At 73.0% G+C, this 18624-nt stretch carries 17 protein-coding genes; 9 read left to right on the forward strand and 8 right to left on the reverse strand.

The features are described from left to right. Positions 1-32: 32 nt before the first annotated feature. The 3 genes from ABZ386_RS13770 to ABZ386_RS13780 all read right to left on the reverse strand — a co-directional run bounded on the left by ABZ386_RS13770 (position 33) and on the right by ABZ386_RS13780 (position 4021). Positions 33-1223: a damage-control phosphatase ARMT1 family protein gene (locus ABZ386_RS13770; RefSeq protein ID WP_351334760.1), complete on the reverse strand. Its 1191-nt coding sequence runs from the start codon at positions 1221-1223 to the stop codon at positions 33-35. A 50-nt stretch (positions 1224-1273) separates the two neighbouring features. Then, positions 1274-1921: a ScbR family autoregulator-binding transcription factor gene (locus tag ABZ386_RS13775; protein ID WP_037759049.1), complete on the reverse strand. Its 648-nt coding sequence runs from the start codon at positions 1919-1921 to the stop codon at positions 1274-1276. 300 nt (positions 1922-2221) lie between these two features. After that, entirely contained in the window at positions 2222-4021 is a 1800-nt protein-coding gene (locus ABZ386_RS13780) for a S8 family serine peptidase (protein ID WP_351334755.1), read from the reverse strand. Positions 4022-4381: 360 nt separating this feature from the next. Here ABZ386_RS13780 and ABZ386_RS13785 point away from each other — a divergent pair, with 360 nt between their 5' ends. Continuing rightward, a complete protein-coding gene (locus ABZ386_RS13785; protein ID WP_351334753.1) occupies positions 4382-5206 on the forward strand; it encodes a lytic polysaccharide monooxygenase in 825 nt (274 codons plus the stop codon). An 18-nt stretch (positions 5207-5224) separates the two neighbouring features. On the opposite strand, the gene ABZ386_RS13790 is transcribed toward ABZ386_RS13785, so the two are convergent. Continuing rightward, entirely contained in the window at positions 5225-5866 is a 642-nt protein-coding gene (locus ABZ386_RS13790) for a Tat pathway signal sequence domain protein (RefSeq protein WP_351334751.1), read from the reverse strand. Between the two features lie 621 nt (positions 5867-6487). Between ABZ386_RS13790 and ABZ386_RS13795 the strand changes: the two genes are divergently transcribed. Next, positions 6488-7159, forward strand: coding sequence for a DUF6230 family protein (locus ABZ386_RS13795; RefSeq protein ID WP_351334748.1), 672 nt, complete (start codon positions 6488-6490; stop codon positions 7157-7159). After that, positions 7159-7599 carry a DUF6114 domain-containing protein gene (locus ABZ386_RS13800; protein WP_351334746.1) on the forward strand — a complete coding sequence of 147 codons (441 nt, stop codon included), beginning with the start codon at positions 7159-7161 and terminating at the stop codon, positions 7597-7599. Before ABZ386_RS13795 ends, ABZ386_RS13800 begins: the two co-directional genes overlap by 1 nt. Before the next feature lie 43 nt (positions 7600-7642). Here ABZ386_RS13800 and tatA read toward each other — a convergent pair whose 3' ends face one another. Continuing rightward, positions 7643-7858 carry a Sec-independent protein translocase subunit TatA gene (gene tatA / locus ABZ386_RS13805; RefSeq protein WP_351334743.1) on the reverse strand — a complete coding sequence of 72 codons (216 nt, stop codon included), beginning with the start codon at positions 7856-7858 and terminating at the stop codon, positions 7643-7645. Positions 7859-7936: 78 nt separating this feature from the next. Between tatA and ABZ386_RS13810 the strand changes: the two genes are divergently transcribed. Then, the gene (locus tag ABZ386_RS13810; RefSeq protein ID WP_351334740.1) at positions 7937-9493 is read left to right on the forward strand and encodes an LCP family protein; all 1557 of its coding nucleotides are present in this window, start codon (positions 7937-7939) and stop codon (positions 9491-9493) included. On the opposite strand, the gene mgtA is transcribed toward ABZ386_RS13810, so the two are convergent. Continuing rightward, positions 9484-11964, reverse strand: coding sequence for a magnesium-translocating P-type ATPase (gene mgtA, locus ABZ386_RS13815; RefSeq protein ID WP_351334738.1), 2481 nt, complete (start codon positions 11962-11964; stop codon positions 9484-9486). The genes ABZ386_RS13810 and mgtA overlap by 10 nt on opposite strands. Beyond that, positions 11954-12301, reverse strand: coding sequence for a metalloregulator ArsR/SmtB family transcription factor (locus ABZ386_RS13820; protein WP_351334736.1), 348 nt, complete (start codon positions 12299-12301; stop codon positions 11954-11956). The genes mgtA and ABZ386_RS13820 overlap by 11 nt, the downstream gene beginning before the upstream one ends. A 393-nt stretch (positions 12302-12694) precedes the next feature. On the opposite strand from ABZ386_RS13820, the gene ABZ386_RS13825 reads away from it, so the two are divergent. From ABZ386_RS13825 to ABZ386_RS13845, 5 genes are all read left to right on the forward strand, one after another. Next, on the forward strand, positions 12695-13699 hold the full coding sequence (locus ABZ386_RS13825) for a substrate-binding domain-containing protein (protein ID WP_351334733.1): 1005 nt from the start codon (positions 12695-12697) through the stop codon (positions 13697-13699). 191 nt (positions 13700-13890) lie between these two features. Next, complete coding sequence (locus ABZ386_RS13830) at positions 13891-16275, forward strand: nitrate- and nitrite sensing domain-containing protein (protein ID WP_351334731.1); 2385 nt, start codon at positions 13891-13893, stop codon at positions 16273-16275. A gap of 14 nt (positions 16276-16289) precedes the next feature. Then, positions 16290-16721, forward strand: coding sequence for a roadblock/LC7 domain-containing protein (locus ABZ386_RS13835; protein ID WP_010034179.1), 432 nt, complete (start codon positions 16290-16292; stop codon positions 16719-16721). 1 nt (position 16722) lies between these two features. Next, positions 16723-17082: a DUF742 domain-containing protein gene (locus tag ABZ386_RS13840; RefSeq protein ID WP_114257676.1), complete on the forward strand. Its 360-nt coding sequence runs from the start codon at positions 16723-16725 to the stop codon at positions 17080-17082. After that, a complete protein-coding gene (locus ABZ386_RS13845) occupies positions 17069-17653 on the forward strand; it encodes an ATP/GTP-binding protein (RefSeq protein WP_351334726.1) in 585 nt (194 codons plus the stop codon). Before ABZ386_RS13840 ends, ABZ386_RS13845 begins: the two co-directional genes overlap by 14 nt. 10 nt (positions 17654-17663) lie before the next feature. Here the strand turns inward: ABZ386_RS13845 and ABZ386_RS13850 are convergent, their stop codons facing one another. After that, complete coding sequence (locus tag ABZ386_RS13850; RefSeq protein ID WP_356672594.1) at positions 17664-18590, reverse strand: hypothetical protein; 927 nt, start codon at positions 18588-18590, stop codon at positions 17664-17666. Positions 18591-18624 lie beyond the last annotated feature (34 nt).

Raw genomic sequence — 18624 nt, forward strand, 5'->3', positions numbered from 1 at the left:
GGCGTATGGCAGGACGCGCAGGTGGTCTGGCCCTAGCCAGGGGTGCTCACCTGGATCAGCGCGTGTGTGCCGCTGGTGCGCCAGCGCTGGTCCTCCGCCGCGACCAGGTCCGCCTCGACACGGCTGTCGAGGCCGGTGATCACGTCGGACTTCAGGGTGCGCAGGGCGGCCACCGGGCCGGGGAAGTACGCGGTGACGTCCGGGAACGGCGTGGTCGGCGCCCAGAGCCGGTCGCCCACCAGGCGACGGTAGTTGAGGTCGCCCTTGAGGAGGGTGAGGGTGGCCGAGGCGAACTCGGCGCGCAGATCGCCGGGCATGTCCGCGTAGGGCAGCGGGGCGCTGGAGAAGGGGTGGGCGCGCAGGGCGAGGCGGCCGTCGGCCAGGGCGGACCACAACTGCCGTCCGTACGCGGCGGCCGCTCCCCCGGCGGCGGTGAGCCGGCGCAGCGCGTCGACGACGTCGGCGGTCGTGGCGTCGGAGACGTAGTAGGGGTACGGCTTGACGTGCAGGACGGCCTGTCCGATGCGGCCGCTCGCCAGGAGGTGGGCGACGAGGAGCAGGTCGGGGACGAGTTCGCGGCCCGCGTTGTCCGCGACCAGGCACAGGGTGCCCGGGCTTCGGCCCGCGGTGTCGAGCAGTGACCAGAGCAGGTCGCTGTCGTCGGCCACGAGGCCGGGGGCGGCGTCCGCGTCCCGGGCGCCTTCGGCGGAGAGGCGGAAGCCGAGGTCGGCGCGGTTGCCCCAGAGGGAGCCGTGCAGCAGGGCCTGTTCCTGTTCGGCGGCGGGCCGGCCGGCGAGGTCGTCGAGCGCGGCCAGTTCCTCGTCGGTCTCGGCGGAGTCGAGTTCGGCCAGCTTGAAGGGGCGGAAGGGGTCGATGTCCTGCCAGGGGCCGGGGCCGAAGTAGCCGACGGCCTGGAGCAGTCGGCGGTAGAACCAGCTCTCGGCCCACAGCCACGGCACGTCGAACCAGGACCGGCCGGCGTACGCGCGCATCCCCCAGCTGTCCCAGCGGTCCCGGTCGTGCGCGTCGGCGGGGAGCGGTTCGATCTCGCCCTCGGTGCAGTTGGCCAGCAGCTCGTCGAGCGCGCGGTGCTGCCCGGGTTCGTACGGGAAGGCGTCGCGGACCTGGCGGATGATCGCGGGGTGCCGCTCGGCCAGCACGCTGTGGGGGAAGGAGCCCGGCCGGTTGCCGAGGAGCACGGGCGCGGAAGGGGTGTCGGGCATGTGCCTCACCGTAACGGGCGCGCCCCTCACCCCGACGGGAGCGCCCCCGGTCACACGGGCGCGATCTCCCGCTCCAGGCGGGCCGCCAGGCTGAGGTAGCGGGCGCGGCGGGTCACCGGGACCAGCCCGCGGATGAGTATGTTCCACATCTCGGCCGTCCGGCGGGGCTGGCGGGCGACGGGCTCGCGGGAGCGGCCCACGACCCGGGTGCCGACGAAGAAGCAGACCAGCGAGTGGGCCACGACGTCGATGTCGATGTCCGGGTGGACGTCGGACTCCTTGACCGCGCCGACGAGCCGGGCCGTGACGATGTCCAGCCACTCCGTGAACGGATGGCTCAGCGGCGGCCGGGGCCGGATGCCGCCGGTGGCGAGCCGCAGGCCGGCCCGCAGCACCGGGTCCTCGACGGACATGCGGGTGATGCCGAACGTGAGGCGCATCAGCGCCTCCAGGGACGTGTGGCCGCGGTTGTCCGTCTCCGTCGCCAGCCGACGGGCCGTATGCGACTGGAGTTCGAGGATCGCGTGGGCGAGATCCTCCTTCGCCGCGAAGTGGAAGTAGAGGGCGCCCTTGGTGACCTGGGCGTGCTCCACGATGTCGCTGAGACTGGTCGATTCGTAGCCGCGACGGTCGAACAGGTCAGCGGCGGCCGTGATGATCGTCGAGCGGGTCTGCTCGGCTCGCAACTGCCTCGCCATCGACTGAACTCTCCCGGGACAGAAATGAACGGGTCATGCCGTTTGTTTTTACCCCCCGTACACGATAACTCACCCTCAGACGGCGCTCACCACACCAGTGTGCCGGAGTGCGGGTGCACATCCGGCAAAACAAGCGCAACTGGTGAAAGAAAACAGCGCGTTCGGTATCTAACTGTGGGGGTTGTAGGGGCAGACGTGAAGGCGGGCCGGCCGGTGCCCCATCCGCACCGGCCGGCCCGCCCGTTCGCGGCCTGCCCCGTTCAGCGTTCCCGAGGGAGGATCAGACGACTCGGAAAGTCATCAGAAGGTCAGCTTCCAGCTGTTGAGCGTGCCCGTGTCCTGCGCCGCGGTGTCCTGGACGCGCAGCTTCCAGGTGCCGTTGGCGACCTCGCTGGAGGCGTTCACGGTGTACGTGGTGTTCACGTTGTCGGCGGAGTCCGACGCGGCCGACTTCAGGCGGTACGCCGAACCGTCCGGCGCGACCAGGTCGATGACGAGGTCACCGCGGTAGGTGTGGGTGATGTCCACGCCGACCTGGAGGGCCGAGGGGGCGTTGCCGCTGCGGCCGGTGACGCTGATCGGCGACTCGATCGCGGCGCCGTTGTCCGGGATGGCCACGGCGGTGGTGCTGGAGAAGGTCGTGCCGGTGGACGAACCGCCCTTGACGGCCTGGACCGTCTTGGCGGCGTCCGCGAGGCCGGCGCCGCAGCCGCCGGAGCAGGTGCCGGGCAGCGGACGGGCGTTGGCCTTGATGGCCGACTCGATCTGCGCCGGGGTGAGGGCCGAGTTGGCCGACTTCATCAGGGCGGCGAGGCCCGCGACGTGCGGGGTGGCCATGCTGGTGCCCTGGTAGTAGGTGTAGTTCTCGGTCGACGGCGTCTTCGTGCCGGAGTTCAGCGTGGAGAGGATGCCGTTGGCGGTCGTGGTGCGGGTCTCGCCGCCGGGGGCGGAGATGTCGACGACCGTGCCGTAGTTGGAGTACGAGGCGCGGCTGCCGGCGCGGTTGGTGGCGGCGACGGTGATGACGTTGCTGCAGTTCGCCGGGGACGAGCTGGAGGCGTTGGTGTTCTCGTTGCCGGCCGCGACGACGACCGAGGTGCCGCGGTTCACGGCGCCGTTGATGGCGCTCTGGGTGGCGGTGGAGCAGGCGCCGCCCCCGCCGAGGCTCATGTTGATGACCTTGGCGACGTTGGTGTTGGCGGGCACGCCGGAGACGGTGCCGCCGGACGCCCAGGTGATGGCGTCGATGATGTCGGAGTCGTAGCCGCCGCACTTGCCGAGGACGCGGACCGGGGAGATCTTCGCGCCGTAGGCGATGCCGGCGACGCCCTTGCCGTTGTTGGTGGCGGCGGCGATGGTGCCGGCCACGTGCGTGCCGTGCCAGGAGGAGGTGGACGCCGGGATGCCCGCGCCGCACTCGTTGGCGTTGTACCAGTCGCCCGGGTCGGCCGGGTTGCTGTCGCGGCCGTTGCCGTCGACGGAGACGGCCGTGTCGGAGATGAAGTCGTAGCCGCCGACGATGTTCGCCGCCAGGTCGGAGTGGGCGACGTAGCCGGTGTCGATGACGGCGACGGTGACGCCGGTGCCGGTGGTGGTGTCCCAGGCGGCCGGGACGTTCATGCCCGCGGTGGACTCGAACAGGTCCCACTGCTTGCTGTACTCGGTGTCGTTCGGAGTGACGGCCGTCGGCTTGTTCAGACGGTCCGGAACGACGTAGGCGACCTGCGGGTCAGCCTGGTACGCGGCGACCACGTCGGCGACGGACGCCCGGCTGGGGTCGGCGCCCAGCTCGACGAGGGCGGCACCGGTGCCGAGGCGGCGCTGGAAGTCGACGTCCTCGCCGGTCTTGTCGGCCTTGGCCGCGGCGTCGGCGGCGGCCGCCTTGTTGGACTTGGCCTCGGTGGCGCCCGACTTGTAGCCGACGATGAGCCGCTCGGCCGTGGTGCCGGGGGCGGCCTCGGTCTGCGCGGCCGGGACGGCGGCGGGGCTGGGCGCGGACTCCTGGGCGACGGCGACCGAGGCGGGTGCGGCGGTCAGCAGGGCGACGGAGACGGCGGCGACGGATATCAGCTTCCGTCTGAGCTCTGGGGAGGTACGCACGGTCGTTGCCTTTCGTGGCCGGACTCCGGGCTGGGCGGAGCGGCGGTGGAGTCGCTTCGTCGTCGAAGCGGAGGGGGGTGGTTCGAAAAGCGAAGAGCGACGCGATGGCCGGCCAGGCGCGAGTGGGGAGCGGACCGTTCGGGGTTACCTGTGGGTCAGCTGTGGTCGAACGATAGGCAAAGGGAAGGTCATCGGGATACGGGGGAAACCCTCGATCCGGCCGGCGTCCCACCCTCTATGGCGGGGGCGCCGGGCGTGAATGGCCCCTTTTCGAACGGCTCGTGGCGAGGTGAACGCGCCGGGCCGGTTTCCCGTACTGCATGACCGACTGCCCCATCCCGGCCGAGGAGACGCAGAGGCATGCCCCGTACGACCGCACACCGCACCGCGCTCGCGGCCGCCCTGCTGACTCCGCTGCTGCTGCCGCTGTGGGCGGCGGGCCCGGCAAGCGCGCACGGCGCGCCGACGGATCCGGTGAGCCGAGTGGTGGCCTGCTCCCCGGAGGGCGGTGACCGCGCCGACTCGGCGGCGTGCCGCGCGGCCGTCGCCGCGAACGGCGCGCCCTTCACGGCGTGGGACAACCTGCGGGTGGCGAACGTGGCCGGCCGGGACCGGCAGACGATCCCCGACGGCGAGCTGTGCAGCGGCGGCCTGCCCGCCTACCGGGGTCTCGACCTCGCCCGCGCCGACTGGCCGGCGACCGAGGTGGCGCCCGGCGCGACGCTGACCCTGCGGTACGTCTCGACGATCCCGCACAAGGGCACGTTCCGGATGTACCTGACGAAGCCGGGATACGACCCGGCCGGTCCGCTGTCCTGGGCCGACCTGCCCGAGAAGCCGTTCGCGGAGGTGACGGACCCGGCGTTGACGGACGGCGCGTACCGCATGGAGGTGACCCTGCCGTCCGACCGCGCCGGGCGGCACGTGCTGTACACGGTCTGGCAGAACAGCAGCACGCCGGACACCTATTACTCGTGTTCGGACGTGGTGTTCCCGGACACGGAGGACGAGAAGAAGAGGGAGAAGGAGGAGGCGGACGGGGCGGCTGCCCCTCCGTCGCCGCCGGCCTCCGCGCCCGGCCGTCCGGCCTCCGGTCCGTCCACGCCCATGCTGGCGGGCGGCGCCGCGGCGGTGCTGGTGCTCACCGGCGGCGCCGCCCTGGCCGTCCGTCTGCGACGGCGCTGAACTGTCCCTCCAGGACGGTCAGTTGACGTTGACGGCGACGCCGCCCTTCGTCACCGGGGCGTACTTGGCGGTGAAGAAGGCGTTGCTGAAGCACAGCGACGAACCGGACACCTTGGTGAACTGCTGGTTGCTGAAGGAGATGCTGTTGTCGGCGTTGTTGGCCGTGCCGGTGAGGCCGGGGGCCTGGTAGACGCAGGTGATCGTGCCGAGCAGGGTGCGCAGCTTGACCGTGGACTGGACGGTGGAGCCGGCGGCCGGGGTCACGGAGACGGTGCCGTCGGAGGACACGCTCGTGGTGTAGGGCAGGTTGTCGACGGTGATGCCGCTGACGCCGAGGACGCCCACGACGTTGGCGGTGCAGCCACTGGTGTCGAAGCTGTGCGAGGTGAGGGACTCGGTGGCGGTGCCGGGCGCGGCCGGGTTGTCGGTGACGGTGGCGGCGAACGCCGACTTGGTGCAGGAGATGCCGCTGGTGCCGGTCGCGCTGGAGTAGAAGGTGGCGGCGCTGCCGCTCGCCAGGGACGCGTCGAGGACGTCGCCGACCGCGACGGCCGCGCCGTCGGCGGTGGTCAGGACGGGGGTGTCGGCCGCCGAGGCGGGGGCGGCGAAGCCCAGGGCGGCCACGGTGGCGGCGAGAGCGACGAGGGTGCGCGTGCGCATGCGGGTGTACCTCTTCTCTGAAGCGGGGGGTGAGGGTGGCGGACGCGCGTCGGCGTCCGCCGTTGCCGGCCCGTCACGCCTTCTCCGTACGTGACGGGCCGGCAACGGCAGGCCGGTGACCGGCCGGAGGCAGGCACGGGGGCATGCCTCCGGCCGGGCCGGGCGGGGGGTGGCTGATGGCACGGTTTCCGTGCCCTGGAAGGGGACGCGGGCGAGGGAAAGCCCGTGCGGACGCAGCGGATTGCGAGAGGCCCGTGCGGGACGGGCGGTCCGGGACACGCGGACGGTGCCGCGCGGCGGATCCGGCGCCACGGATCCGGTGGAACGAGGAGAGTTGTAGACCTCGGCGTCCGTCAACGTCAAGACTCCGCAATGGAGTTGTGCATGTGGTGAGCCTTTCCGGGTGACGGCGACTCACATGCGGCGCACAATCGACACTCTTTGTTCACACTTCTCTTGACCCTTCATGTAACCCCCGGTAACTTCCTGGACGGCTACTGCGGCGTAGCGAGAAAGCCCTTGCGACCACCGGGAGTTGCGAGGAGACGTACGCCCGCGGTCGGTGTCCGCGCCAGGGCAACGTGCCACCCCGATCCGCACTCATATGCACCTGGAGCAGACATGACCTCCTCCGCCGAGCACACCTCCGAAAGACCGGAAGGCCCCGCCGCCACGGACGCCGGTGGCGCCCCCGCGCGGCGCGGGCGGGTCCGGGCGCGCCGGGCCGCGGTGATGGCGGTGCCGGCCGCCGCGGTCGCCGCGGGCCTCGCGGTCCTCACCGCCGAGGGGGCGCTGGGTGTGCAGTTCGCCATCTCCGGCATGCCGTTCACGGTCACCGCGACCGAGCTGAACGGCACCGGCTTCGCCCAGTTCGGCGGTCTGGACGAGATGGCCGAGGGCAGCCCGAACGCGGGTGACACCGGCGGTCAGGTGCTGGTCGTCACGTCCGTGATCAAGAACGCGACGCTCACCAAGCTGTGCCAGAGCGTGGACCTGGGCGGTACGAACCTGGTCATCCGGGCGGGAGAGGGCGCGCAGAAGGTCACCGCCAGCGATCTGACGACCGACTCGACCCAGCTGTCCGGCGACGCGGCGTTCAACAACATCGAGATCGGTAACGACGCCAGCACCCTCGACAAGGCCGGGCCGTTGGGCCGCGGCCCCAAGGGCGTCTTCAGCCAGCAGTCCGACACCGTGCACATCGCCAACCTGCGGCAGACCAACTACGCCACGACCGCCGGTGTGTTCAAGCTGCCCGGGCTGAAACTGGGCTTCAGCGGGTCGGGTTGCTGATGCCGCGCGGTCCGCGCGAGGGAGTCCGGCCCGCATTCCGGCAGTGGCGGGCCGGCCGGCCGTTCTGGGGCGGGCTACTGCTCGCCCTGGGCGGGACCGAGATCCTGCTCACCCTGAAGGCGTCCCTGGACGTCATCCTGCACGTCGGCATGCAGGGCCTGGCCGGCTATCTGCTCCCCGCCGTGATGCTGCTGTGCGGGCTGCTGGTCCTCTTCAACCCCGCCCAGCGCCTGTTCTACTCGGTCATCGGGGTGCTGGTCTCCCTGGGCACCTGGCTGACCTCCAACCTGGGCGGCTTCTTCGTCGGCCTGCTCCTGGGCGTGGTCGGCAGCTGCCTGACCTTCGGCTGGCTCCCGGACCAGAAGCCCCGCGTCAGCCGCCGACAGCGCCGGAAGGCGCCCCCGGCACCGCAGACCGCGACCCCCGCGCCGCAGCCCTAGGTGTATTGATCACGAGCGTTTACAACGCTCGTGATCAATACACCTAGTCGGCATCGACGGGCGCTGCGGACCGGGCCTGCCCCCCGGGTGCCGTGTCCGCAGCGCTCTCCTCCTTCAGTGCCCTGGCCTCGCTCTTGAGGATCCGCATCGAGCGGCCCAGCGAACGTGCCGTGTCCGGCAGTTTCTTCGAGCCGAACAGGACGATCACGACGATCGCCAGGATCAGCAGGTGCCAGGGCTCCAGTCCGTTGCGCAGCACGTCACTGCTCTCCCTCGTCTCGACAGTTGCTACATTGCGCAACTGTACAACCCCCGGGCGAGAGGCGAGCAGACGCCGATGACGGTGACCAGCAACCGCAGGACACAACCGCCGCGGCACCGGAACGGGGGTGCGGGCCGGGGCAGCCGGGCCGCACCCCGCGACCGGAGGCGGCGGCGCGGTCGCCGCAGCGGCGTGCGCACCGCGCTGCTGGTCTGCCTGGCGCTGCTGGTGCTCGTCGCGGGCGGCGCCGGCTGGCTGTACCTGAAGCTGGACGGCGACATCAGCACGTTCGACTCCGGGGGCCTGTCCGACAACCGCCCCGAGGCCGGCTCGTCGACCGGCGAGAACGTCCTGGTGATCGGCTCCGACACCCGCACCGGCGGCAACGAGGCCCTCGGCGGCGGCGACAAGGACGACGTCGGCCGCTCCGACACGGCGTTCCTGCTCCATGTCTACGCGGACCACCGGCACGCGATCGCCGTCTCCATCCCCCGCGACACCCTGGTCACCATCCCGCCCTGTCGGCTGCCCGACGGCAGTTGGACCAAGGCCCAGCCGGACACGATGTTCAACGCGGCGTACTCGGTCGGCCAGACCGCCAAGGGCAACCCCGCCTGCACCCAGAACACGGTCGAGCAGCTCACCGGGCTGCGCGTCGACCACACCGTGGTCGTCGACTTCAAGGGCTTCGCCCGGCTGACGGACGTGGTGGGCGGAGTGAAGGTGTGCCTGCCGCAGGACGTCTACGAGAACGACCTCAACCCGCACCTCACGGCTCCGGGCAAGCTGCTGTTCCACAAGGGCGAGCAGACGGTGTCGGGCCAGAAGGCCCTGGACTACGTGCGGATCCGGCACGGCATCGGCGACGGGTCCGACATCGGCCGGATCAAGCGCCAGCAGGCGTTCGTGGCGAGCCTGCTGAAAGAGGTGAAGAGCAAGGGCCTCACCCCGACGAACCTGCTGCCCCTGGCCGAGGCCGCCACGCAGTCGCTCACCGTCGACCCCGGCCTCGGCTCCGCCGACAAGCTGATCTCCTTCGCGATGTCCCTGAAGGACATCGACCTGCACAACACCGAGTTCGTCACCGTCCCCTGGCGCTACGAGGGGTCCCGGGTGGCGCTCGTGCAGCCGGACGCCGACGCGCTGTGGGCCGCGCTGCGGGCCGACCGCACCATCGACGGCAAGAACGCCGGCGGGAAGAAAACCGGATCGGCCGGTTCCAGCACGCCTTCCGCCTCTTCCGGGCCGGTCTCCGGCGACGGCATCGACGTCGCCGTCTACAACGGCACGTCGGTCCCGGGCCTGGCCGCCCGTGCCGCCGCCGCCCTCACCGCGGACGGCTTCACCGTCACGGGGACGGCGACGGCGTCCACCCAGGACCACACCACCACGCTGGTCGAGTACGGCCCCGGCCTGGAGGACGAGGCCCGGACCGTGGCGCGGGCCTTCCCCGGCGCCGCGCTCCAGTCGGTGACCGGCAGCGGGGTCAGCGTCGTCCTGGGCCGGTCCTACGCCGACACCCCGGCGGCCGGCGCGTCGGCGTCCCCCACCCCGACCGCGGTACCGTCCGAGGTCGCCGACGGGGCCCGGTCCGCGGCCGACAACCCCTGCTCGAACCTCACCTACGGCTGACGCCGCCGGTAGGCGGCCCGGGCCGCCGTCAGGGCCAGCGCGTACAGCCCCGGGACCACCGCCAGCAGCAGGTAGTACGCGGCGGGCAGGGCCGTCATGCCGAGGGCCCCGCCGAGGGGGCTCGGCGGGAGCAGCAGTCCGACGACGGCGAGTCCGGCCGCCGCCAGGGCGACCGGGCCCGGCGCGCGGCTGCCCCCGGCGCGCGGGCCGGTGCGCAGCAGCAGCATCACCACGGCCTGGGTGAGCAGGTTCTCGGTGAACCAGGCGGAGTGGAACACGGCCTCGTCGTCGACGGCGTCGGGGCCGTGCAGCGCGAGGGCGAGGACGGCGAAGGTGGCGAGGTCGGCGACCGCGTTGAGCACGCCGAAGGCGGTGACGAACTTCAGGAAGGAACGCGGCCGCAGCCCGGCCGGGCCGCGCAGCGCCGCCGCGCCGGGACGGTCGTGGGCGAAGGCGAGCTGGGCCGCGTCGAAGCACAGGTTCTGCGCGAGGACCTGGGCCGGGAGCATCGGCAGGAAGGGCAGCAGCAGGCCCGCGGCGAGCATGGCGACGACGTTGCCCAGGTTCGAGGAGAGCGTGACGCGCAGGTACGAGGCGATGTTGCCGCTCGCGTGCCGGCCGGAGGTGATCGCGTGGCCGATCGCCGTGAGGTCCTTCTCGGCGAGCACGACGTCGGCGCTGTCCCGTGCCACGCCGACGGCGGAGCGGGGCGCGATGCCCACGTCGGCCGTACGCAGCGCGGCCACGTCGTTCACGCCGTCGCCGAGGAAGCCGACGGTGTGCCCGGCGGCGCGCAGGGCGGCGACCACCCGGGCCTTGTCCTCCGGGGTGCAGCGGGCGACGACGGTCGCCGCGCCGGCGTCGTCCAGCTGTCCGGCGGTGCGTACCTCGCCCGGGTCCAGGCCCAGTTCCCGGCAGGCCCGGGCCGCCGTGGCCGGGTGGTCGCCGGTGAGGACCTTCACGGTGACGCCCCGGTCGGCAAGGCCCCGCAGGGCCGCGGCGGCGGTCGGGGCGAGGGCGTCCCGGAAGGCCACCAGGCCCCGGAAGGCCAGCCCGCGGGGGTCGGCCGGCGCGCCCGGGCCGGCGGGGCGGTCGGCCGTGGCGACGGCGAGCACCCGCAGCCCGGCGTCCGCCTCCCGGGCGGCGAGCGACAGCAGCCGGCCGTGCTCACCCGGCCGGGTCGCGCAGCGCTCCAGGACGGCCTCGACGGCACCCGTGACGACGACGGTGTGCCGCCCCAGGCCGCCTCGGACCACCGCCGTGGAGATCCGCCGTACGGGGTCGAAGGGCACGGCGTCCACCCCGTCGTACTCCTCGCCCACCGGGCCGGCCGCCTCCAGCAGGGCCTCGTCGAGGGCGTCGGGGGTGGGCAGTTCGGCGAGCTGGAGGGTCCACCAGGCGCCGACGGCGGCCCAGCGCAGCACCTCCGGGTCGTCCCGGCCGGCCGGGTCGAGGGACCGTTCGACGACCGGCCGGTCCTGGGTGAGGGTGCCGGTCTTGTCGACGCACAGCACGTCGACGGCGCCCAGGTCGTGCAGCGCGGGCAGCCGCTTGACGATCACGCCGTGGGTGCGGGCGAGGAGGGCGGCGCCCCGGGCCAGGCACGTCGTGACGATCACGGGCAGCATCTCGGGCGTCAGTCCGACGGCGACCGCGACGGCGAAGGGCAGTGTCTCCAGGCCGCGGTCGCGCAGCGTGGCGTTGGCCATGAGCACGAGCGGCGGCGTCAGCAGCATGAACCGGATCAGCACCCACGAGATCCCGTGCACGGACCGGTCGAAGGCCCCGCCCTCCCGGCGCGCGTCCGGCACCCGGTGGGCGGCGGCGAAGCGGGTCCCGGCGCCGGTCGCGACGACGACGGCGGTGGCGCTGCCGGAGGCGACGGTGCTGCCCTGGAAGCAGAGGTGCGACTCGTCGGCGGCACCGGAGTCGGCCGCCGTCTTCCCCACCGGCGCCGACTCCCCCGTCAGGGCGCCCTGGTGCACGGTGAGCCCCCGCGACCGGAGCAGGCGGACGTCGGCCGGGACCAGGTCGCCGGGGCCGAGGCGGAGGACGTCGCCGGGGACCAGTTCGGCGACCGGCACCTCCCGGGGCTCCGGCGGATCCGCCGCGTCGGCGCGGCGCAGCACCGTGGCGGTGCCGGCGACCAGTTCGCGCAGCCCGGCCAGGGACCGGTCGGCTGCGTGCTCCCCGCTCGCGCGCAGCACGCAGCTGACCGCGACGAGGGCGAGGATCACGACGGCGGTGCCCCAGGAGGCGACGGCGGCGGAGACCAGGCCGAGGCAGAGCAGGACGGCGGTGAAGGGGTCACGCAGGGCCCGGACGCACCGGCGGGGCCAGCCCGGCGTCCGCTCCTGGGGCAGGGTGTTCTCGCCGCAGGCGGCCAGCCGGGACGCGGCGTCCGTGTCGGTCAGCCCGCGCGGGCCCGACTCCAGCCGCCGCAGCACCCCCAGGGTGGTCTCAGAGGCCATGGAGGCGGCGGGGCGCGGGTGCGGCGCGGTCGGTGAGCCGGCCGACCAGGAGCCGTACGACGTCGACGACGTCCGGGTCGTCGACGTAGTACACCTGCCGGCGGCCTTCGCGGCGGGAGCGGACGAGCCCGGCCAGCTTCAGCTTGGTGAGGTGCTGGCTGACCGCGGGCAGCGCGCCGCCGACCCGCTCGGCGAGCCCGGTGACGTCGCTCTCGCCCTGGGCCAGCGCCCAGACGATGTGCAGCCGGGCGGGCGAGGCCAGCAGCCCGAAGGCCGCGGCCGCCTGGGCGAGCACGTCGGCGGACGGGTCCTCGAAGCCACTGCCGGCTGCCGCCACCGTCGCCGCCCTCCTGTCACCGCGCCCTGCCGTCCCGTGAGCCGCACCAGTCTAGACGCGGCCTTGTGGAGCCCGCGTCGGTCAGCCGCACAGGTGGCGTCCGAACCGCACGGACGGTATGGAAAGCGCAGGCCAGACCGTCCGTGACGAGGACATCGCGAGGTACGGGGCGGTGCCGCGCAAGCCGCAAGCGGAACCTCGCTGTTCGGCCGGTCGGACAGATCATCACGATGCGGCAGCATCAACTCACGGCATGTGGCCGCTCACTTGACGACCAGTGGTCACACACGGTTGGCTCCGGGCCAGCGAGAGTCATCCGGCCGGCGCCCACCCCGCGGCCCGCCCGCACTCTCCTCCTGCTCTTGCTCGGCCGCACAGCGAGGTCCGCCCCTCATGAACACTCCTCCCCCGCCGCACGCCTCCGGGAGACTCGCCCGTCTCGCGGCCCTGGCGTCCGCCGTGTGCCTGCTCGTGTCCGGCTGCTCCTTCCTCGGCACGGCCGGGGACGACGCGGACCCGGCCGGCGCGTCCGGCGCCGGGATGAAGGTCGCCCTGATCACGCACGGCGGCAAGGGCGACGCGTTCTGGGACCTGGTGCGCCGGGGCGCCGAGGCGGCGGCCGCCAAGGACGGCATCGACCTGACGTACGCCGGCGACGCCGACCCGCTCGCACAGGCCGACCTGGTGCGGGACGCCGTCCGCGACAAGGTCGACGGCATCGCGGTGACGCTGGCCAAGCCGGCGGCGATGCGCGGCCCGGTCGCCCAGGCCAAGGCGGCCGGCATACCCGTCGTCGGGCTCAACTCCGGTATCGACGCCTGGCGGCCGACCGGGCTCCTGGAGTACTTCGGGCAGGACGAGTCCGTCGCGGGCCGGGCCGTCGGCGACAAGCTGGACGGCCTGAGGGCCCAGCACGCCCTGTGCGTGGTGCACGAGCGGGGCAACGTGGCGCTGGAGGCCCGCTGCGCCGGAGTGCGCAAGACGTTCCGCGGCGACACCGACAACCTGTACGTGGACGGCAGCGACATGAACGCGGTGACCGCCACCATCGCGTCCCGGCTGCGGCAGGACTCGAGCATCGACGAGGTCGTCACCCTGGGCGCCCAGTACGGGCTCAGCGCCGTCGAGGCGGTGCGGCAGGCCGGCAGCAGGGCCAAGGTCGCCACCTTCGACCTCGACAAGGACGTGGTGCAGGCGGTCCGGCGCGGGCAGGTGCAGTTCGCCGTGGACCAGCAGCCGTATCTGCAGGGCTATCTGGCGGTGGACGCCCTGTGGCTGTACCGGACCAACGGCAACATCAGCGGCGGCGGGGTGTCGCCGGTGCTCACCGGTCCGGCCTTCGTGACCCGGTCGAACGTGTCCGCTGTGGCCCGGTTCGCCGCCGCCGGGACCCGGTGACCGGATCCTTCCTGTGACGGTGTCGCCAAAGATTCGGTCAGGCCCGGCCCGTACGTCCACTTGTACGGATAACATCCTGCGCATCCCATGTGCCGCGCCCGGCACGCCACCACCCCCGCGCCCGTCTCCCAGCCCGCACGACCGTTCCGCTTCCCCGTTCCTCGCTCCCCGCTGATCGCCCTAGGACGACGATGTCTCGACGGACAGGTGCCCGGCGCCGTCTCGGTTCCATACGGCTCTCCCTGGTCCTCCTGGCCCTGGTGCCCAGCGTCACCCTCGCCGCGATGTGGGGCGTGACGACGATCCAGATGTTCTCGGAGGGCCTCAGGCTGCGTGACCAGACGGAGCTGAGCCGGTCGACGGGTGCCATGGGCACCGACGCCACGCTCGCGCTGCAGCGGGAGCGCAGCCTGTCGGCGGCCTGGCTGGCCTCGCCGCACGGCTCCCGGGCCGCGCTCGACGCGCAGCGCGAGGAGACCGACAAGGCCGTCGCGAAGCTGGTCGGGCAGGCGGACGCGATCGAGAAGGCGCCCTCGCGCATCTCCGACCGGCTGTACTCGGTGCTGGGCTCGGTGGGCAGCCTGGAGTACTACCGGGACCAGGTCGACGACCCCACGGACATCACCCCGCAGCAGGCGCTCGACCAGTACTCCTCGATCGTCGACGACCAGATCCACGCCTTCCAGGAGCTCTCCCAGGTCGACGACGGCGACCTCACCTCGCAGGCCGGCCCGCTGGTCGCGCTGGAGCACGCGGCGGAGCTGGTCTCCCGGGAGGACGCCCAGCTCACCCTGGCCTGGCCGTCGGGGCATCTGGACGACGCGGCCTGGGTGCAGTTCGCCGAGCTGGTCAACACGCGGCGCTGGCTGGTCCAGGACCAGGTCGTGCCGCAGCTGACGGGCAGCGCCAAGACACAGACCGAGCGGATCCTGGCGAGCCGGGATTGGCAGACGCTCCAGTCCGTCGAGGACCAGGTGCTGGCGGCCCGCAACTCCAGTGCCGACGCGGACAAGATCGCCCTGCCGGACGCGCAGAAGCGGTGGAACGCCGCCATGGACAAGCTGTCCGAGCAGTACGCGGGCCTCATCCAGCAGCAGACGACGGCACTGCTCGAACGCAGCGCCGACAAGGCCGACGCCCTGCTGCTCAAGGCGGCGCTGCTGAGCGCCGGCGGGCTGCTCGCGCTGCTGCTGTGCGTCGGCATGTCCTGGCGGATCACCCGCTCGCTGTCCCGGCGGCTGCGCGGCCTGCGCCGGGCCGCCGTCAGCCTCGCGCAGGAGCGGCTGCCCGACGTGGTGGCCCGGCTGGAGCGGGGCGAGACGGTCGACCCGGAGTCGGCGACGACCCCGCTGGACTACGGGCACGACGAACTCGGGCAGGTGGCCCAGGCGTTCAACACCGCCCAGCGCACGGCCGTGCACACCGCGGTCGAACTCGCCGACACCCGGCGCGGCTTCCAGAAGATCATCCTGGGCATAGCGCGGCAGAGCCAGAACCTGGTCAACCTCCAGCTGAGCAAGCTCGACACGCTGGAGCGCGAGCACACCGACCCGGACATCCTCAAGGGCCTGTACGAACTGGACTCCACGGCCAGCCAGTTGCGCCGCTACGAGGAGAACCTCGTCATCGTCAGCGGCGAACGGCCGGGCCGCAGCTGGACCGAGCCGGTCGCGCTGATCGACATCCTGCGCGGCGCGGTCGGCGAGGTCGCCGAGTACCAGCGGGTGGAGGTGCACACCGAGGAGGAGGTGTACGTCGCCCCGCCCGCGGTGGCCGACGTCATCCACCTGCTGGCCGAGCTCATCGACAACGCGACCGCCTACTCGCCCGCCCCGAGCCCCGTCACCGTGCGGGCCGGGATGGTGGCCAAGGGCCTGGCCGTCGAGGTCGAGGACCGGGGCCTGGGGATGTCGGAGGAGGACTACGCGTCCTTCAACGAACAGCTGGCGGTGCCCCCGCAGTTCGACGTGGTGGCGCTCGCCGACGACCTGCGCCTCGGCATGTTCGTGATCGCCCAACTGGCCCACCGGCACGGCATCGCCGTCACCCTGCGCGCGTCGCCGTACGGCGGGACCACGGCGATCGTGCTGATCCCGCACGAGATCGTGGTCCGGGAGGTCCCGGACACCAGTGCGCCCGAGGCGCGGAACACGGAACCCATGACAGACACCGACGCCCCGCGGGGCACGGCCGTCGCCGGGGACGCCGAAGCCGCGGAGGGCGGCCCGGCGTCCGCCCGCGAGCCCCGGCCGCTCGTCACGGCCCGCACGGCCGCCGCCGCGCCCGTCGCCCGCACGGTCATCCCCCGCCGCGACGGCCTCGCCCCGCTCCCCCGCCGGGTGCCGCAGACCAGCCTGGTGGAGGAGCTGCGCGAGGAGGCCGCGCCCGCGGGCGACGACGGTTCCCTCGACGACTTCACCGCGGAAGCCGCCGCCTCCTCCCTGGCCGGCTTCCAGCGGGGCACGCTCCGGGCCCGTGACGACGACGCCGAGCCGCCGTCCGGTCAGGAGACGGCCGCACCACCCCGGCAGGCCGCCGCCGATCCGGCCCCCTCGACTCCGCCCGCCGACCGCTGACGAAGGACACCGCAATGACACGCCCCATCCCCGCCACGCACACCCAGCTCGACCAGCTGCTGACCGGACTCGTGGAGCGGGTCGCCGACGTGAACCAGGCCGTGGTGCTCTCCGAGGACGGCCTGGTGGTCAGCAAGTCCACCGGGTTCCTGCGCGACGACGCCGAGCGGCTCGCGGCGACCGCGTCCGGGCTGATGAGCCTCAGCAAGGGCGTCAGCATGGACTTCCGGGGCGGTCCGGTGCGCCAGGCGCTCATCGAGATGGCCAACAGCTACCTGATCCTGACCTCCGCCGGTCCGGGCGCCCATCTGGTCGTGCTGACCGGGCCGGGCGCGGACGTGGGCGTGGTGGCGTACCAGATGAACATGCTGGTGAAGAAGATCGGCGAGCACCTCAGCGCGGCACCGCGGGGTGTGGCCGGACCCGTCGTCGACCCCGGCGTGTGAGGTGGGCGGAGGCGATTCGGCGGGTCGGCTCGTACGGCCGTTCGCGCTGACCGGTGGCCGGACCCGGCCCAGCCGTGCCGACTTCACGCTCATCGCGACGGTGACCGCGGTCGATCCGCCGCCCGACACGGCGGCCCGGCCGCAGCCCGAGCACAACCGGATCCTCCGGCTGTGCGCCGAGCCGGTCGCGGTGGCGGAGCTGGCCGCCCGGCTCGACCTTCCGGTCAGCGTGGTCGTCATCCTGCTCTGCGACCTGCTGGAGGCGGGCCGGATCACCGTCCGCCCGCCGCGCCCCGTTTCCCGTACCGCTCCGGACCTGGACCTGCTGCAGAAAGTGAGGGACGGCCTTGGCCGGCTCTGACCCCGCCACTGACGCGCATTCGGCACCCGACACGGTCAAGATCCTCATCGCCGGGGGCTTCGGCGTCGGCAAGACCACCCTGGTCGGGTCGGTCAGCGAGATCGTCCCGCTGCGCACCGAGGAACCCCTGACCATGGCCGGTCTGGGCGTCGACGACCTCGACGGCATCGAGGAGAAGCGGGCCACCACCGTGGCCCTGGACTTCGGCCGCATCACCATCAGCCAGGACCTGGTGCTCTACCTGTTCGGTACGCCGGGCCAGCAGCGGTTCTGGTTCATGTGGAACGACCTGGCCCTCGGCGCGCTCGGCGCGGTGGTCCTGGTCGACGTGCGCAGACCCGAGTCCAGCTTCGCCGCGATCGACTTCTTCGAGCGCCGGGGCATCCCGTTCGTCGTGGGCGTCAACGGCTTCCACGGCGAACACCCCTACCCGCCCGAGGACATCCGGGAGGCGCTCGCCGTGCCGGAGCACGTACAGGTGCTGCTGTGCGACGCGCGGGACCGGGAGTCGTGCCGGGACGTGCTGATCGCCCTGATCGACCAGTTGATCGCGTCGGCGGTGCAGGCCTGAGCCGAGGGCGTCAGCTCCCGGGCCGGTCGGTGTACGGCACGGGGCGGCCCGTGAACGCGTCCAGGACGACGCGGTCACCGACCGGCCCGGCCAGCTTCACCGTCACCTCCTTGCCGCGCAGTTCACTTGTGCAGGGACCGTCCTCGACGCCGGTCACGGCGGCGGACAGCACGACGCTGCCGTCCGTCTCCAGCACGTCCACGACGGGGCCGTCGTCGCAGGAGCCGTGGTGGGCCAGCACGGTGACGGACCGGCCGTCGGCGGCGACCTCGGTCAGGCCGCCGAGCGGCGCCAGCACGTCGGTGGGCACGTTCTGCCCGAGCGGCCGGATCGGCGGCCTCGGGAGCTCGGACGGGCTCACGGCGGCGCGTTCGAGCGGGCTGTCGTAGCCCTCCAGTGTGAACAGCCAGGCGGGGACGGTCGCCGGGCCGCGGCTGGTGGCCACGGTCATCTCGCCCAGCTTCGCCCCCGTCACGGTCAGGCGCGGTCCGGGGCTGTCGGCGGTGTCCAGGGTCTCGTAGACCTGCTCGGCGTCTCTCAGCGGCATCGTGAGGGAGCCCCCGCTCCGCCAGGTCACTCGTCCGCTCCCGCCCGGCGCGGCGGGGAGCTTCCCCCGCAGGTCGAAGTTGCCGATGTCGTAGGCGCGCCGGTCGGCGGCGTCGCGCAGGGCGCCGTTCCCGGGCAGGTGGACGACCGGCCCCATGGGGTGGTAGCCCGCGCGCCACCGCGCGGCCGCCGGGGAGCCGTCCCAGGCCTCGGCGACCTGCTGGGCACGGTCGTCGGAGCGCGGGGTGCGGTCGTCGGAGCGCGGGGAGCGCGGGGCCGGTTGCGTGCCGCCGGTCTCCCCCGCGCCGCACCCCGCGGCGGCACCGGCTGCGGCGGCGGACAGGGCGAGGACGAGGAGGAGGCGGGCCGTGCGGGTCATGTCGGTGCGCATGACGCTCCCAGGGGTTCGCGGTGACCGGGGATGG

Source organism: Streptomyces sp. NPDC006140, from assembly GCF_040628815.1.
Lineage (GTDB): Bacteria > Actinomycetota > Actinomycetes > Streptomycetales > Streptomycetaceae > Streptomyces.

Coding starts and splice junctions, on each gene's coding strand:
- ABZ386_RS13770 (WP_351334760.1), bottom strand. CDS start 1,223: ATGCCCGACACCCCTTCCGCGCCCGTGCTCCTCGGCAACCGGCCGGGC.
- ABZ386_RS13775 (WP_037759049.1), bottom strand. CDS start 1,921: ATGGCGAGGCAGTTGCGAGCCGAGCAGACCCGCTCGACGATCATCACG.
- ABZ386_RS13785 (WP_351334753.1), top strand. CDS start 4,382: ATGCCCCGTACGACCGCACACCGCACCGCGCTCGCGGCCGCCCTGCTG.
- ABZ386_RS13790 (WP_351334751.1), bottom strand. CDS start 5,866: ATGCGCACGCGCACCCTCGTCGCTCTCGCCGCCACCGTGGCCGCCCTG.
- ABZ386_RS13795 (WP_351334748.1), top strand. CDS start 6,488: ATGACCTCCTCCGCCGAGCACACCTCCGAAAGACCGGAAGGCCCCGCC.
- ABZ386_RS13800 (WP_351334746.1), top strand. CDS start 7,159: ATGCCGCGCGGTCCGCGCGAGGGAGTCCGGCCCGCATTCCGGCAGTGG.
- ABZ386_RS13810 (WP_351334740.1), top strand. CDS start 7,937: ATGACGGTGACCAGCAACCGCAGGACACAACCGCCGCGGCACCGGAAC.
- mgtA (WP_351334738.1), bottom strand. CDS start 11,964: ATGGCCTCTGAGACCACCCTGGGGGTGCTGCGGCGGCTGGAGTCGGGC.
- ABZ386_RS13825 (WP_351334733.1), top strand. CDS start 12,695: ATGAACACTCCTCCCCCGCCGCACGCCTCCGGGAGACTCGCCCGTCTC.
- ABZ386_RS13830 (WP_351334731.1), top strand. CDS start 13,891: ATGTCTCGACGGACAGGTGCCCGGCGCCGTCTCGGTTCCATACGGCTC.
- ABZ386_RS13835 (WP_010034179.1), top strand. CDS start 16,290: ATGACACGCCCCATCCCCGCCACGCACACCCAGCTCGACCAGCTGCTG.
- ABZ386_RS13850 (WP_356672594.1), bottom strand. CDS start 18,590: ATGCGCACCGACATGACCCGCACGGCCCGCCTCCTCCTCGTCCTCGCC.